The sequence below is a fragment of the Bifidobacterium apicola genome (assembly GCF_042846865.1).
Taxonomy (GTDB): Bacteria; Actinomycetota; Actinomycetes; order Actinomycetales; family Bifidobacteriaceae; genus Bombiscardovia; species Bombiscardovia apicola.
This window is the reverse complement of sequence record NZ_BAAFQQ010000001.1, coordinates 152909-167756: the sequence shown is the minus strand read 5'-3', so window position 1 is coordinate 167756 and position 14848 is coordinate 152909. Positions and strand designations below refer to the sequence as shown.

Annotated in this window: 13 protein-coding genes; 5 read left to right on the top strand and 8 right to left on the bottom strand. The window is 62.1% G+C overall.

Annotated elements, in window-relative coordinates; translation table 11 throughout:
• Nucleotides 1-101: 101 nt before the first annotated feature.
• A complete protein-coding gene (locus tag ACGG9J_RS00695; protein WP_390132705.1) occupies nt 102-704 on the bottom strand; it encodes a DNA-3-methyladenine glycosylase I in 603 nt (200 codons plus the stop codon).
• Between the two features lie 184 nt (nt 705-888).
• Here ACGG9J_RS00695 and ACGG9J_RS00690 point away from each other — a divergent pair, with 184 nt between their 5' ends.
• On the top strand, nt 889-2106 hold the full coding sequence (locus ACGG9J_RS00690) for a TspO/MBR family protein (RefSeq protein ID WP_390132703.1): 1218 nt from the start codon (nt 889-891) through the stop codon (nt 2104-2106).
• A 106-nt stretch (nt 2107-2212) separates the two neighbouring features.
• Complete coding sequence (locus tag ACGG9J_RS00685) at nt 2213-3814, top strand: ABC-F family ATP-binding cassette domain-containing protein (RefSeq protein ID WP_390132701.1); 1602 nt, start codon at nt 2213-2215, stop codon at nt 3812-3814.
• Nucleotides 3815-3929: 115 nt separating this feature from the next.
• Here ACGG9J_RS00685 and ACGG9J_RS00680 read toward each other — a convergent pair whose 3' ends face one another.
• Nucleotides 3930-4619: an MgtC/SapB family protein gene (locus ACGG9J_RS00680; protein ID WP_390132698.1), complete on the bottom strand. Its 690-nt coding sequence runs from the start codon at nt 4617-4619 to the stop codon at nt 3930-3932.
• Nucleotides 4620-4753: 134 nt separating this feature from the next.
• Between ACGG9J_RS00680 and ACGG9J_RS00675 the strand changes: the two genes are divergently transcribed.
• The 3 genes from ACGG9J_RS00675 to ACGG9J_RS00665 are packed head-to-tail and all read left to right on the top strand — an operon-like array spanning nt 4754 to nt 8444.
• Complete coding sequence (locus ACGG9J_RS00675) at nt 4754-6670, top strand: bifunctional ADP-dependent NAD(P)H-hydrate dehydratase/NAD(P)H-hydrate epimerase (protein WP_390132696.1); 1917 nt, start codon at nt 4754-4756, stop codon at nt 6668-6670.
• 28 nt (nt 6671-6698) lie between these two features.
• Nucleotides 6699-7481: a 2,3-bisphosphoglycerate-dependent phosphoglycerate mutase gene (locus tag ACGG9J_RS00670; protein WP_390132694.1), complete on the top strand. Its 783-nt coding sequence runs from the start codon at nt 6699-6701 to the stop codon at nt 7479-7481.
• 24 nt (nt 7482-7505) lie between these two features.
• Nucleotides 7506-8444, top strand: a complete 939-nt coding sequence (locus ACGG9J_RS00665; RefSeq protein WP_390132692.1) for a LysR family transcriptional regulator — start codon at nt 7506-7508, stop codon at nt 8442-8444.
• Between the two features lie 112 nt (nt 8445-8556).
• Here the strand turns inward: ACGG9J_RS00665 and ACGG9J_RS00660 are convergent, their stop codons facing one another.
• The 6 genes from ACGG9J_RS00660 to ACGG9J_RS00635 all read right to left on the bottom strand — a co-directional run bounded on the left by ACGG9J_RS00660 (nt 8557) and on the right by ACGG9J_RS00635 (nt 14848).
• Nucleotides 8557-9702, bottom strand: coding sequence for a DsbA family protein (locus ACGG9J_RS00660; protein ID WP_390132690.1), 1146 nt, complete (start codon nt 9700-9702; stop codon nt 8557-8559).
• A 170-nt stretch (nt 9703-9872) separates the two neighbouring features.
• Nucleotides 9873-10622 carry an orotate phosphoribosyltransferase gene (gene pyrE, locus ACGG9J_RS00655; protein WP_390132688.1) on the bottom strand — a complete coding sequence of 250 codons (750 nt, stop codon included), beginning with the start codon at nt 10620-10622 and terminating at the stop codon, nt 9873-9875.
• Nucleotides 10619-11566: a dihydroorotate dehydrogenase gene (locus ACGG9J_RS00650; RefSeq protein ID WP_390132686.1), complete on the bottom strand. Its 948-nt coding sequence runs from the start codon at nt 11564-11566 to the stop codon at nt 10619-10621. The genes pyrE and ACGG9J_RS00650 overlap by 4 nt, the downstream gene beginning before the upstream one ends.
• A complete protein-coding gene (locus tag ACGG9J_RS00645) occupies nt 11563-12408 on the bottom strand; it encodes a dihydroorotate dehydrogenase electron transfer subunit (RefSeq protein ID WP_390132684.1) in 846 nt (281 codons plus the stop codon). The genes ACGG9J_RS00650 and ACGG9J_RS00645 overlap by 4 nt, the downstream gene beginning before the upstream one ends.
• Entirely contained in the window at nt 12405-13466 is a 1062-nt protein-coding gene (gene pyrF / locus ACGG9J_RS00640) for an orotidine-5'-phosphate decarboxylase (protein WP_390132682.1), read from the bottom strand. Before pyrF ends, ACGG9J_RS00645 begins: the two co-directional genes overlap by 4 nt.
• A gap of 2 nt (nt 13467-13468) precedes the next feature.
• Nucleotides 13469-14848, bottom strand: a complete 1380-nt coding sequence (locus ACGG9J_RS00635; protein WP_390132680.1) for a dihydroorotase — start codon at nt 14846-14848, stop codon at nt 13469-13471.

Genomic DNA, 14848 nt, shown 5'->3' with positions numbered 1-14848 from the left:
TTCCCATCCGCTTCCCTGAAGACCCATGGCCAAGGCTGAGGCCAAAGCCTGACCATACTATCGCCGGGGCCGAATAATTCGAACAGGTGTTCGATGACGGCTTAGATGGCTGGGACTGGCGGATCCAGGGGCGGGCGGCCGCAGCCGTTGAGGAAGCAGTCGTGCTGGTGATCGTTGATGATGCCGGCCGCTTGGAGAAAGGAGTGGACCGTTACTGGTCCGAGGAAGCGCAGGCCCAGGTCGCGCATGTCCTTGCAGACGATGGCGGACAGGTGGTCGTAGCGCGGTATGGACGGATCGTCCGGGTAGTCATGATTGATGGTCAGCCCGCCTGTGAAGGACCAGCAGTAACGGTCGAATTCCTCTCCGGGCAGTTGGCGGGCGATCAGGTCGGCGTTGGCGACCGTGGCTTCAATTTTGCGGCGATTGCGGATGATGGCCGGATCGGTCATGAGACAGTCGATTCGGTCGGCATCGAAGGCAGCGACCGCTTGAACATCGAAGTTGTCGAAATCCTTGAACAGGGCCTGGCGGCGATGCAGGACCAGCTGCCAGCTGAGCCCGCACTGGAATATCTCCAGGGAGAGCATGGCGAAGAGCCTCTGGGAGCCGTGCAGGGGGCGGCCCCACTCGCGGTCGTGATAGCTGCGCATGAGCTGATCGTCAACCTGTGCCCAGTCGCATCTATGTGAAGGTTCGGCCATCTTGCACTCCCCTCTCCGACACTCGGCTTCAGGCTAGCACCGGCGGGCGCCTGGACCGGGTAGTCAATACCACCGAGCGCGGTAGGCCGATTTAAAGTTGAAGCAGAGGCCGGTCGGCCCATGCCCGGGGCCATCCCCACGGCGGCAGTACGGTTGCGGCCGGCAAGGAGAGGAAGCATGTGCCATGACTGACAAGGACAATCCGCGCAGACTATGGACCGACGAGGAGGATCCAGTCGAGAGAGCCAAGCGCACCTCCCCTGCCATGCAGGGCAGACAATCAGCCGCAAATTCGACAAGTTCGGATTCCGCGGCATCGAGCTCGGCATCGGCAACACAGAGTTCGACGAGTGCAGGTTCGCCATCTTCGAATTCACCGACTTCAAATTCATCTACTTCGGCTTCTTCGTCCCTGGGTGCCGCTGCCAAGCAGGCTGATAATTCGTCGAAGAAGGTACCGGCTGGAAAAGCCAGCGCCGATGAGACCGCCAATGGTGGTAATGCTCGTTCCGATCGCGGCGGCAATGAAGCAGCGCAGGGATCAGATCAAACACAGAACCAAGCAAAGGAACAGCAGCAAAAGCCGGGCCAACCTGAAAAGAAACAGGAATCTTCGAAGGGGCGCGGCTGGAAGCTGTTCGAGGATATTCTGCTCTGGGTGGCCTGGGTTGCCATGGTGGGCTTCAACGGCTATGCGGAGGTCTATCACTTCAATGGCACGACTGTGGGTGGCCTGGCTCGCAAGGTCGACCTGTGGATCATGCCTGCGGGCTACGTCTTTGCCATATGGGGAGTCATATACATTGCCTTGGCTGTCTGGCTCTTCCGCTTCTGCCTGGCCGGCCCCAGCCGCAAGCGTCTGGGCTTCCTGCCCTTCACACTGAGCGGGATCCTCTTCGTTGCAACCTGCTGCTTGAATATCGCCTGGCTGGCATTGTGGCACATGGAGCGCAACTTCTGGGCCTTGGTCATCATCCTGATTATGACCGTCTTGGCCTGGATGCTCTACGCACTGGTGCGCAGGGACGCCACTAAGGCCGGAACTCCGACTGCGGCCAAGGCCTTGGACTGGATTCCCCTGTCCATCTACGCCAGCTGGCTGAGCATGGCCACCCTAGTCAATGCCGGATACATGGTTGTCGCTGGGCACAAGGTTGGCAATGCTGTCCAGGGATTCGCCACCATCATCGTGGTCGGCGCGCTTCTGGCCGTCGCTTATCTGATGAACAGACATGGCAAGGACTGGGTCTTTGGCCTGGTGGTCATTTGGGCCTGCCTGGGTATCGGCATCAGGATATTCTCCTTCGCAGCTGCCATGGGCGTGCTGGTCATCGCCCTGACTGCCGTGGGCGCTTTCCTGGTCTACTTCCCCTGGAGCCGGTTCCGGCTGGTCCGCCGCTGATTCACCTGTTGCCCCGTCAGCCGAGATGCACTGGCGGGGCTTGCTTCTTGCTACCATGGTCCCTTGCAAGTTTTGAATACATCAGGAAAGCGGGGTCAGAGGCGGCATGGCTATTGAGGCGCAGGGACTTGAGATCCGAATAGGTGCCCGACTACTGCTGCAAGCCACCGACTTCCACGTGACCAAAGGCGACCGGATCGGCCTGGTGGGCCGCAACGGCGCCGGCAAGACCACGCTGACCCGGGTCATCACCGGCGACATGCTTCCCTCGGCCGGCAGGGTGCGGGTGACCGGACAGTTGGGCTATCTGCCACAGTCCACCCATGCGGGTGATTCCGAGCAGAGCGCCCTGGATCGGGTCATGAGCGCCAGGGACATAGCATCCATCATCCAGCGGATGCGCAAGGCCGAGACCGAGATGACCAGTCCTGATCCCAAGATCATGGAAAAGGCCATGAAGCGCTACGACAAGGCCCAGCAGGACTTCGAGAACGCTGGGGGATATGCTGCACAATCGCAGGCCATCGTCATGGGTGAGAGCCTGGGACTGAGTCAGGAGACCCTGCAGCAGGCACTGGGCACCCTCTCCGGCGGTCAGCGCCGACGGGTCGAGCTGGCCAGGATCCTCTTCTCTGACGCAGACACTTTGATTCTGGACGAGCCTACCAACCATTTGGATGCCGACTCCATCGAATGGCTCAAGGGCTACCTGCGCCGGTTCGAGGGCGGCTTCCTGATCATCTCCCACTCCACCGAGCTGCTTGACGAGACCGTCAACCGCATCTGGCATCTGGATGCTCAACGTTCCTGCATCGACATGTACACCATGGGATGGAAGGCCTACCTGCGCCAGCGCGTGGTGGACGAGGAGCGCCGCCGCCGCGAACGCGAGGTGGCTGAGAAGAAGGCCGACCGACTGATGCGGCAGGGCATCCGCCTGCATGCCAAGGCCACCAAGGCCGTGGCCGCTCAGAACATGATGCGCCGGGCCCAGCGCCTGCTGGCTGATACCCAGGAGGCGGAAAAGGCCGAAAAGGTTGCCGACCTGCGTTTCCCGGATCCGGCACCCTGCGGCCGCACGCCCATCATGGCCGAGGACTTGTCCAAGGCTTACGGATCCAACATCGTTTTCACCGGAATCAACCTGGCCATCGACAAGGGGTCCCGAGTGGTCATCCTGGGATACAATGGCGCTGGCAAGACCACCACCCTGCGCCTGCTGGCCGGAATCGAGCACCCCGACACAGGCAAGGTAACCCTGGGGCATGGGGCCAAGATCGGCTACTTCGCCCAGGAACATGACACCTTGGACAACGATGTCACCGTTCTGGAGAACCTGCAGCATGTGGCACCGGACCTTGACAACACCCAGGCGCGGACCATCCTGGGTTCATTTCTGTTCTCAGGGGACGATGCCATGAAGCCCACGAAGGTGCTTTCGGGCGGTGAGAAGACCCGCCTGGCCTTGGCCACGCTGGTGACCAGCCGAGCCAATGTCCTGCTGCTGGACGAGCCTACCAACAATCTGGACCCCGCTTCACGCGACGAGATACTCAAGGCCATAGCCAAGTACGAAGGGGCCATCGTGCTGGTCACCCACGACGAGGGGGCCGTCAAGGCGCTCAATCCAGAGCGGGTGCTGCTCATGCCCGACGGGGATGAGGACCTCTGGAGCGACGATTACCTGGATCTGGTTGCCGAAGAGTAGATCACACCAAGACGACGCAAAGCGGAGCGGGGGGTCTGCGATTTCTCAGACTTTTCCTGTAAGAGGTCGATTCGCTCTTGACGCATAAATGGTCAATCAGCTAATAGCCAGAGGGTCAGTCGTCCTCCCCCAAGACTTCCACCCCTTTAACGCCTGGAGTCCGACCTATGGATTCGACCAGCTCCGTCACATCACCCTTGCCGATCAGGTTGACAGTAACGTCGGCCCCTTGCCAGGCATCCCGGTGCAGCTCGTGGATGGTCAGCACCCGGGACTCGAATCCCATGCGGGTAGCCAGCAGCAGTGACTCGCGCAGACAGCCATGGCCGTCTTGGTAGATGATGCGCAAGACCGTGTTCTGGCGGTTGCGCAGGAACCACTTGAGAATGGGCGCGATGACCAGAACAGCCAGAAAGTAGAAGATAACCGCCAGGATGGCGATGGCGAAGAGCTGGACCCCGCAGGCCATGCCTACGGCAGCAGCCACCCAAATGGCACTGGCTGTCGTCAGACCCTTGACCGAATCATGGTTAAAGAAGATGACTCCGGCCCCGATGAAGCCGATGCCCGAGGCCACCCCGGCTGCAATTCGGGAGGCATCCCAGGAGTAGTTGCCTACAGCCGCCTGGATGCCGTAGAGGGAGACCATGGTGAACAGGCAGCTACCCAGACCCACCAGAATATGGGTGCGGATGCCGGCATCATGTTTGAGGAACTCGCGCTCAAAGCCAATCAGGCCACAGAGGACCACCGTCAGGACCACCGCTAGAATCTGACCCTGGTTCGGCATTGCAAATCCCTGCATAAACTTCCTTTCCCGCCCTCTTGGATGGGCAGACCTTATAACGCCTGCAGGACAAGGCCATCGGCTAGAGTAGAGCCAACACGTGGACGGCCACGCCGCCGTACGTGGACCTTTTGAATGAGGGGTGTGATGCCATGAAGCCGTCATCAGATGATCTCCGCGGAGCCCGACGTACTTTGGCCACCAGCGCTTATTCCGCAGACATGATCAGATCCCTGGAGCAGCCGTTTTTGGATGACGGGGTGCCGCTGATGCGGATCGCCGCTGGATCCTTGGCCTCCGTGGCAGACATCATGCTGACCCAGGCTGGATTGGAGCCGGCAGGTGCCAGGATCGTCCTGCTGGCAGGGGCCGGCAATAATGGCGGCGACGGACTTTATGCCTCGGCTGATCTGGCTGGGCATGGGGCTGATGTGACCGTGGTAGCCACCGGACGGAGCCTGCACCAGGGTGGGTTGGATGCCCTCCTGCGGGCGGGCGGAGTGGTGACGGCTCTGGATCCCCAGGCAGCCATCCCCGGATGCGAGACCCCCTCCGGACCGGAGCAGGCTTCCGATGAACTGGACCAAGCCCTGGAGCTGTGCCGAAAGGCGGATCTGATTATTGATGCCATGACGGGTATCGGCCTCAAGGGGGCGCTGCGCGGTATTCCCGCCGTTCTGGCCGCAGACCTGGGCATGGAGAGCGGCCTGCCCGACAGGCCTGCCTGGCACGACCCTGTCGGACGGGAAGGACCTCTGATTCTGGCCGTGGATACCCCCTCCGGTTTGGACGTGGACGAGGGCACTCTGCCCGGAGCCTACATCCCAGCGGATGTAACTGTAACCATGGGAGCCATGAAACCCTGCCTGATGCTTCCCCCAGCAGCCTACATCTGCGGCAGAATCGTCCTGGTGGACTTCGGGTTCGATACCTCCGCCCTGGTCCCCAGCGTCTCCTGCATGAACGTCGAGGATTGCGCCGATCTTCTGCGGTCTCCACGGGTGGATGACACCAAGTACAGCCGTGGTGTGGTTGGTCTGGTGACCGGATCAGCCCTCTACCATGGCGCTGGGTTGCTTTCGAGCAGAGCGGCGGCCAGTGGCAACGTGGGCATGATCCGCTACTGCGGCCCCGAACAGGTGGGTGATCTGATCCTGCAGGAGCTGCCTGAGACGGTCCTAGGCCGCGGAAGGGTCGAGTCCTGGGTGCTGGGTTCGGGAGTGCCCACCAAGCATGCCCAAGAGGCCGCCGGACCTGAATGGCAGGATGGGCAGCGGGATCTGATTGCCGACATACTCAGCCGCCAGGCCGCTGATCTGGACGACGACGAGGCTGCAGCCGACCCGCCAGTGGTAGCCGATGCCGGAGCCCTGGATCTGCTGCCGGACCGGCTGGGTCCTCGCACAGTGCTGACCCCGCATGCTGGCGAAATGGCCGCCCTGCTCAACTCGCACGGCGAAAACGCGGACGGGGACCAGGTTATGGCCGAACCCCTGCGCTGGGCGATCCGAGCCTGCCAGCTGACGGGGGCCACTATTCTGCTCAAGGGGGCTGTCACGCTGGTAGTCGGCGAGGACGGCACCGACCGTCCCCGGGTCATGACCACCGGCTTCGGTCCAGCCTGGCTGTCCACAGCCGGATCAGGGGACGTGCTCTCTGGAGCCATCGGGGCTCTGCTGGCCCAGAACGCCGGACCGATCCAGGATGATGCCACGCTGATGGTGGATTTGACAGCAGCTGCGGCCTTCCTGCACGGGCTGGCTGGTTCTCTCGCTAGCGGCGGCAGGCAGACCGGCTGGGAGCAGCCGTTGATCTTCGACCCCCGCAAACCCCAGGATTTCGCGGATCTAGTAGCCGAAAACCGCCAGCGAGAGGGCCATTGGCCTCCTACAGGACTCATAGGACAACCAATCCGTGCAGGACAAGTAGCTGATGCCCTCCCCAGGGCCATAGGACTGGTCATGTCCAGAACTGAATGGACTGCTGACCAGGCCGCCCAGGCTGACCAGGACACACAAGATGGAGATGATGCCTCCCTGTTCTTTGAAAACAGTTCGCTTTGGTTCTGAACACGTCATCGGGAAGGAAGTCGATTCGATGGCCGCGCAGCTCATCGTCATGCGTCATGGGGAAAGCGTCTGGACTCAGAAGTCTATCAACCGTTTTGCCGGTTGGGTGGACGTGCCGCTGACGGAACGCGGACTGCAACAGGCCCGTCATGCCGGACAGCTGCTCAGGCAGTCAGGCCTGCTGCCCGACCTGGTCTTCACCTCACTGCTGACCCGCAGCATCATCACCGCCAACACGGTGCTGGATCTTGTTGATCGGGCCTGGATTCCGGTGGAGCGCACCTGGAGGCTGAACGAACGCCACTATGGCGCCTTCCAGGGACAGACGCGACCGGCCATGCTGGAACGCTACGGCCAGCAGCAATTCAATATCTACCGACGTTCCTACGATGTTCGGCCTCCGGCCATCGAAACCGATTCACCCTACTTTCAGGGAGGGGATCCGCGCTATGCCCCGGCCATGCGCGACGGGTTGGACAGCCAGAATCCGGCCGAGATCCGAGCCGAGTGCCTCAAGGACCTGCTACTTCGTCTGCATCCTTATTGGCGCAGCCGGATAGTCCCCAACCTGGCCCAGGGCCGGACCGTGCTCATCGTCACCCACGGTTCCGTGGTCCGCAGCCTTATCAAGGTTCTTGAAGGCGTAGACGACAAGGACATCCGATCCATCAATGTGCCCACCGGCGTGCCCATGGTCTACAACTTCGAGACCGATGAAGACGGCAGCCCCCAGGTCCAGGGCCCGGGTCGCTATCTGGATCAGGTGGCCGCAAACCAGGGTATGGCGGAAACCGCGGCTCTGGGCCGATAGGGCCTTGGGTATAGATTGGCTTATATGACACTGCTCCAACTGCGCTACATCGTCAAGATTGTCGAATGCGGTTCCATGAACGAGGCCTCGCATGAGCTCTATATCTCTCAACCGGCCCTGAGCTCATCGGTCAAGGAGTTGGAGAACGAGCTGGGCATCGAAATCTTCACCCGCCATTCGCAGGGGATTGCTCTGACCGTGGACGGCGCGGAATTCCTGACCTACGCCCGGCAGATTCTGGACCAGACCGACCTGCTGGAGGCCCGCTACCGGCAGGTCAGGCCCCGCAAACAGCTTTGCCGGGTCTCCACCCAGCACTACATGTTCGCCGTGGAAGCGTTCGTGGAGATGATCAACTCCATCGATTCGGACGAGTACGAATTCACCATACGGGAGACGCGCACCAGGGACATCATCGACCAGGTGGCCACCCTCCAGTCCGAGATCGGCATCATCTACGAGTCCGACTTCAACAAACGGGTCCTGTCCAAGATGCTCCGCGAGAAGCACCTGGACTTCCATCCCCTCTTCCGCGCGGACCTGCATGTCTTCATCGCCCGCACCAATCCCCTGGCCGATCGGGCCATGGTGACCATGAAGGATCTGGAGCCCTACCCATTCCTTCAGTACGAACAGGGTGAGGAGGGTTCCTTCTACTTTGCCGAGGAGGCGGTCTGGCCTGACTACTCCCCCAAGCAGATCACCGTGAGCGATCGGGCAACCATGCTTAACTTCATCGTTGGGCTCAACGCCTACACGGTCTGCACTGGCATCGACAACGAGGATCTTAACAATGAAAAGATTGTCAGCGTCCCCTTGGAGTCAGATGAATCCATGCTTGTGGGCTGGATTGTCAACAGCCGTACCAAGCTGTCGCATGCCGCGGAACTGTACTTGGACAAGCTGCGCCAGGTAGTGTCCAACCACGGATACTCGCTGATCGAACGGGAGCCTGGCGATTAACAGTCAACCAGGCATGAGCCAAACAGGCAACAGTTGAAAACAGCAAGAGCTTATTCTCTAGCAGCAGTCATTGAACTTCACCACTGGTGAGTAACTGCTCAGTAGTCGCTAGTTACTCTACTTCCATCGCTTTTCCGTGGGCTCCGATGGAAGGCATCCTTCCCTGGCGGCCCACATCCTGCGATTTGAGCCCCAAGGCCTTAAGCAGGGCTCGGTCCAGATGTTCCAGACCTCCTTGGCTTTTTGCCGCTGCGGTCAGATCCCAGATCTTGCCGTTGATCATGATGGTAGGTGTTGTGAACTCCCCCTTGGCGTTTTTGGCATCCTTGCGGGTGATGGCATAGGCGTTGACCTTGTCCACCCATGACCTGTATGTGCCTTGGGCGAAGCGGTCAGCCAGGGACCTGGGTACGCCCGCTCCCACGGCTTGGTCGGCCAGACGGGCGTCGGAGACTGCATGGTATGAGCTCTCATTGGGTTGGAAGTCGTCTGCGAAGACGGCAGCGGCAAAGGCGGGCAGATGTTCCGGATCCTCCTGGGCCACCATGGCCAGGGCGTTGTCCACCCGGCTGGAGTATTGGTCGCTGGAAGCCGAATCCAGGAAGTTCAAAAAGTTATAGGTGACGTTGATCTGACCGGCGCTGATCATGCGCTGCAGCTGAGGATCGATGACTCTGCCCACCTTGCCGCACCAGGGGCACATGGGATCCATGAAGATCTCAAGAGTAGGCGCATCAGCAACCTTGTTCTTGCTGCCGATACCTTTAGATGAAATGGTCAGCCCTCCCTGATCGTCCGCTACTGACGGCTTGACAGCGACCGCTTGCAGGGCCTTGTAGGCTTTGGCGTCCCCGCTGGGGCCCTGGCTGACTTGAGCTGTAGATGCTCCGGCAGAAGGATTTCGAGCCGGCTGGTCGTCTTCTGAACGACTGGTCCACAGCATGTAGGTACCTGCAACAAGCACCAGCACAAGAGCCACTGCAGCCAATACCAGAGGCACTCTCCGAGACCGCTTTGCAGATTCTCTCTCTTTAAGCTCAGTCTCCTGAGGCTGGCCTGTCTCTGCCGTTTCCTGACTAGATGGATTGCGTCCATCATCAGATTCTGCTACATCTGAAGGTTTCACCGCATCAGTCGTTCCAACTGCAGCGGCAGGCTGCACCGCATCCTCTGAATGCATCTGATCGACGGCATTTTCATCATCGACCCCATCCTGGTCCGATTGTTCATGACCATTCTGCTCCAGCGGTTTCGTCATGATCCATGGCCTTCCTTGTGATGATGATCCGTCGGCCTGCCCGTCGAACCTTTACCAATCTACACGAGGTTCGGCTGACAGAGTGGCCATCTGAAGAATGTGCGTCAATGTAGCCTGCATGCGCAATCGGCATGGAGCCGACAAGAATCCAAGCAGTCGTCTTTCCCTGCTCAGGCCCCGTAGCGCTCCAGATAATCCCTGGCGGCATCGGCAGTACGCTGGTCCAGAATGGATGACCCATCCGGGCCCTTCATAGAGGCGGCCGCGTCGAAGATCTGGCGGACGTTGACGATGCTGATGACAGGGAAGTGGAACTCGTCCATGATGGACTCGACAGCCGAGCCCTGGCCCTGTCCGGTACGCTCCATCCGGTCCACCGAGAGCACCAGGCCGACGATGGTCACCTTAGCCTGGGACATAATCTTGGGCACCACCTGGCGCACCGCAGTCCCGGCGGTCATGACGTCATCCACCAGCAACACCCTCATGCCATCCCTGAGCTGGGTGCCGACCATGAGGCCTCCGTCGCCATGGTCCTTGACCTCCTTGCGGTCAAAGGTGTAGCCGACCGGCATGTCGTGCGCCCCGCTCAGGGCGATGGCGGTGGAGACGGCCAAGGGAATCCCCTTATAAGCCGGGCCGAAAACCGTGTCGATGTCGGCGGGCAGGGTCCCCTGCTTCACGGCCTGCACGATGGTCCGGGCGTAGAACTCCCCCAGCAGGGCGATCAACCGCCCGTCATTGAAGGCTCCGGCGTTGATGAAGTAGGGCGAGCGCCGCCCCGACTTCAGAGTGAAGTCACCGAACTTGAGGGCCCCGCTCTGCAGCAGGAAGCTGGTGAAGCCCTCCTGGATTCGGCGAGTCTCCTCCTGGGCGTCCCCTTCATTATCGGTCTTGTTTTCGGCTGCGGATGCGCTCATCGCCAGCACTCCCCTTTCTTGAGCAAATCGGCCAGATCGGGCCGCTCGTCCAACAGATCATCCAGCTCCCGAGCCACCCGCATGGGCGCCACAGGGTCCACCAGGGCCGCAGCTCCCACCTCCACGGCGTTGGCCCCTGCATAAAGAAATTCCAAGGCTGTGCGTCCCGAGTCAATGCCTCCGATGCCGATGATGGGAATATCGGGCAGTGCCTGGCGCACCCGCCAGACGAAGGACAAGGCAATAGGCAGGATACAGGGGCCTGAGACACCGCCGGTGCCCTGGGCCAGGATGGGTCTGCCCGTGTTGATGTCGATACGCATGCCCACCAGGGTGTTGATCAGGCTGAGGGCATCCGCTCCCCCATCGACGGCCGCCCGGGCCACCTCCACGATGTCGGTGACGTTGGGGGTCAGCTTGACCACCATGGGTTTGTCGGTCAAGGCCCGCAGGCGGGTGATCAGCCGGTTCAGGGCCTTGGCGTCAGTGCCTACGGACATCCCCCCGTGTGAGACGTTGGGGCAGGAGACGTTGATCTCCAGCATGTCCGCCGGGGAGTCGGCCAAGCGTTCCACGACCGTGGCATAGTCCTCGTCGCTGTGACCGGCCACATTGGTGACCACGTTGGCTCCCAGGGCCTTGAGTCTGGGCAGCTCGTCCACCAGATAATGGTCCACACCCGGGTTCTGCAGACCCACGGAGTTGACCATGCCGGCTGGGCTCTCGGCGGTCCTGGGCGTGGGGTTGCCTTCCCAGGGAACCGGTGAAACACCCTTGGTGGAGATGGCACCCATCTGGGAGACGTCGTAATAACCCCCGCAGGCATCCAGATTGAAGGTGCCCGAGGCCGTGCCCACCGGGTTCTTCCAGGGCATGCCGGCCACAACAGTGCCATGCCGCCAGGTGTGCGGCTCCAGAGGATCCATGATTGTCAGCCCGCTCATCGTGCCTCCTCCTTGTCCCCGCCTGCATCCCAGATCAGACGGTCGGCGGCAAAGACCGGGCCGTCCTTGCAGACCTTGAGCCTGCCGTCCACGGTGTCGACCACGCAGGCCACGCAGGTGCCATAACCACACCCCATTCGAGACTCCATGCAGCACTGGGCAGGCAGGCCGGCCTTACGGGCCCAGGCGGCCACGGCCCGCATCATGGGCAGGGGGCCGCAGGTCAGGATGATGGTTCGCCCGGGATCGATGTCGCCGCGAACCCGGTCCAAAAGGGTTATCACATCCCCGGAGGCATTGTCGATGGATTCCAGCCGATCGGTCAGCGAGCCCATGATGGCATCCGCGAACCGATGGTCCCGGTAGCCCAGCAGGGCGGTGGTACGCACTCCGGACCGACCTTGCAGGCACTGGGCTGCGCGGATCAGCGGGGGGACGCCCAGGCCGCCGCCCACCAGCAGATAGTGAGCCGGCTTCTCCAGGTCGAAGCCATGACCCAGGGGCCCCAGCAGGTCCACAGCCATGCCTGGCTGCAGTCGGGAGAACTCGTAGGTTCCTTGGCCCACTACGGCGAAGATGATCTCAATCTGCTCGCCCTCCAGAACCCGGCTGATGCCGAAGGGCCTGGGCATCATGGTCATCCGGTCGGCCGAGTAGAGGTTGATGAAGGCACCTGCCGGGGCGTGGGCTGCCAGGTAGGGGTCGCGGATGATCATCCGCCAGACCTGCCGGTCCAAGGGCTCCATGCCGGTGACCTGGGCGGTACGCCGTCCGGGCAGTCGGCCTGCCTCTTGGGCCTGCTTCTCCACCCGGCTGGTGGATATGAAGAGGTTGGGTTTCATCGGGCCTCCTTGATCGCCTGATTGAGATCGTCCTTCATGGCCTGCGCGGCTTGGCGGGCATCGCGGGTGACCATGCCCAGTGCCGCCTGAACGCTCAGCTGCGGGCTGTAGTCCGGATCCTTCCGCCAGGCTGCGATGATCCCCCGTGAGGAGTTGACCACAGCGCCGCCTCCGGACCGGTCGAACATGGGCGCCACGTCGGCCGCCGAACCACCCTGGGCTCCGTAGCCGGGGACCAGGAAGAAGGTGTGGGGCATGGCCTGCCGCAGCAGTGCGCCGTCCTCGGGATGGGTGGCGCCGACCACGGCTCCAAGCCTGGAGTAGCCTGATTGGCCGATGGAGGGCTGCCCCCAGGATTCGACCAACTCGCCCAGGCGCTGATAAATGGTGCCGCCGCCCGAGCTCACGTCCAGGCCCAGTTCCTGGATCTGGCTGCCTGAGGGGTTGGAGGTGCGCACCAGGGCGAAGAGGTCTCCCTGGATGTGCCCGGCTGCCTGCAGGAAGGGTTCCACCCCGTCGGAGCCCAGGTAGACATTGATGGTCAGGGCATCCTCATACCAGGGGAACCTCCCGCCTGTTGGGGCCGGCCCATTCACTGCCTGCCCAGGATTGAAAGGCAGGGGAAGCCCGTCCAGGTGGGCGGCGTAGGCCTCGGCCGTGGAGCCGATGTCCCCGCGCTTGACATCCCCGATGACATAGAGGCCGCGGTCGGCTGCAGCCCGGCAGGTGCCGGTGTAGGCCCTGATGCCCCAGGGTCCCAGGGCCTCGTACATGGCGATCTGGGGCTTGACTGCGGGCACCAGGTCGCCCACGCCTTCCAGGATGGACAGGTTGAAGCGCAGATAGGCCCGGGCCAGGTGATCCGCCCAGACGGCCTGAGCCTGTTCGCCCTGGGTCTGCTGCGGGTCCTTGGGGTCCAGGCCCATCTGGGCCATGCTCCCGGCGGCGCGCTGCCGGGCCTGTTCGATCAGCTGGCTGGGCAGCAGTTCCGGTCGCGGATCCAGGCCGACCACGGTCGGATTCTGCTTGTCCTGGATGAGCGCGGTCAGTCGGTCCATGCTCAGTTCCTTTCCCTGGTGATGACGCGGCTTGCGGGCAGGCGGGAGAAGACCAGACGCCCATCCTTGATGGTGGCCATGACCCGTCCGGTCAGTTCCGCCCCGGCGAAGGGCGTGTTCCTCGCCTTGGAGTGGAAGCGGTTGGGATCAACCTTCCACTTGGCCTCGGGGTCCAAGATGACCAAGTCGACAGGTGGCTGACCGGCCTTATTGACCTTGTTGGCCATGTACGAGGGCAGGTCTTCGGGCAGGAACCGATGCATGCTTATGAGCTCGGCCGGGGCCAGGGACATAAGCTCAATCAGACGGTCATGGCTGATGAGCCCGCTTTTGACCAGAACCTGGTTGCAGACCGCGTAGGCAGTTTCCAGGCCGATGATGCCGTTGGGGGCATCCTTGAGCCCCAACGCCTTCTCAGCAGCGCTATGGGGGGCGTGGTCCGTGGCGATCATGTCCACAGTGCCGTCGGCCACAGCCTCAAGGGCGGCCTGTTGGTCGGCACGGGACCGCAGCGGAGGATTCATCTTGGCCATGCTGCCGCAACGCAGCAGGTCCTCGTCACAGAGGGCAAGATAGTGGGGTGCGGTCTCGCAGGTGACCGGCAGACCCTGGGCCTTGGCCCGACGGACGGCTTCGAACCCGCCGGCTGTGCTGACATGCTGCAGATGCACCCTGGTGCCGGTGCGTTCCGCCAGGGCGATGTCCCGATTGATGATGGCGGTCTCGGTGGAGGCTGGAATCCCCTCCAGTCCTAGCTGACGGCTGACAGCACCAAGGTTGACCTGACCGTGCTCGTGGCGTTCACAGTGGTCCAGGATGGGCAGGTCGAATTCCCGGGCATTGGCGGCCACGGCCTCCAGGGCCTGGTCGGCGACGGCCGAGCCGTCGTCGCTGATGGCCACTACAGGGTGTGCCCATCCGTGGCCGGGCAGGTGCCCCGACCAGTCGTCTGGGTTTGAGGCCTGACGGCCTGCCCGGTCCTTGGTAGCAGCCACGCAGAGGGTGTAATCCACCGGCAGGCGCAGCCCGTGGTCACGCTCATAGGATTCCAAGTAGTCGATGACCGTGCGCCCGTCGGCCATCCTGGCATGGCCGTCCATGGCGGGCTGGGTATTGGGCATGAGCAGTATCATCCCGAAGCCTCCAGCCGCTGCGGCAGCGGCGCCGGTGACCATATCCTCTTTATCGGTCTGCCCAGGGTCGCGCAGGTGAACGTGGGGATCAACCAGGGCCGGAGCCAGTACCAGCCCGGAAGCGTCTATCTGATCCGCCCCCGCCGACATGGTACCGGTCTCGTCAATCAGCGCGCTTTCGACTGCCTGGGGAAGCACTAGATCGACCGCCCTGCCGCTGCGCCAATCAGTCAACCCCAGCAGCCGCAT

Bases quoted from the DNA above. Each gene is read 5' to 3' on its own strand.
- ACGG9J_RS00665 (WP_390132692.1), top strand. From the start codon at position 7,506: ATGACACTGCTCCAACTGCGCTACATCGTCAAGATTGTCGAATGCGGT.
- pyrF (WP_390132682.1), bottom strand. From the start codon at position 13,466: ATGGACCGACTGACCGCGCTCATCCAGGACAAGCAGAATCCGACCGTG.
- ACGG9J_RS00685 (WP_390132701.1), top strand. From the start codon at position 2,213: ATGGCTATTGAGGCGCAGGGACTTGAGATCCGAATAGGTGCCCGACTA.
- ACGG9J_RS00645 (WP_390132684.1), bottom strand. From the start codon at position 12,408: ATGAAACCCAACCTCTTCATATCCACCAGCCGGGTGGAGAAGCAGGCC.
- ACGG9J_RS00690 (WP_390132703.1), top strand. From the start codon at position 889: ATGACTGACAAGGACAATCCGCGCAGACTATGGACCGACGAGGAGGAT.
- ACGG9J_RS00680 (WP_390132698.1), bottom strand. From the start codon at position 4,619: ATGCAGGGATTTGCAATGCCGAACCAGGGTCAGATTCTAGCGGTGGTC.
- ACGG9J_RS00635 (WP_390132680.1), bottom strand. From the start codon at position 14,848: ATGCGGCTGCTGGGGTTGACTGATTGGCGCAGCGGCAGGGCGGTCGAT.
- ACGG9J_RS00675 (WP_390132696.1), top strand. From the start codon at position 4,754: ATGAAGCCGTCATCAGATGATCTCCGCGGAGCCCGACGTACTTTGGCC.
- ACGG9J_RS00660 (WP_390132690.1), bottom strand. From the start codon at position 9,702: ATGACGAAACCGCTGGAGCAGAATGGTCATGAACAATCGGACCAGGAT.
- ACGG9J_RS00695 (WP_390132705.1), bottom strand. From the start codon at position 704: ATGGCCGAACCTTCACATAGATGCGACTGGGCACAGGTTGACGATCAG.
- ACGG9J_RS00650 (WP_390132686.1), bottom strand. From the start codon at position 11,566: ATGAGCGGGCTGACAATCATGGATCCTCTGGAGCCGCACACCTGGCGG.
- ACGG9J_RS00670 (WP_390132694.1), top strand. From the start codon at position 6,699: ATGGCCGCGCAGCTCATCGTCATGCGTCATGGGGAAAGCGTCTGGACT.
- pyrE (WP_390132688.1), bottom strand. From the start codon at position 10,622: ATGAGCGCATCCGCAGCCGAAAACAAGACCGATAATGAAGGGGACGCC.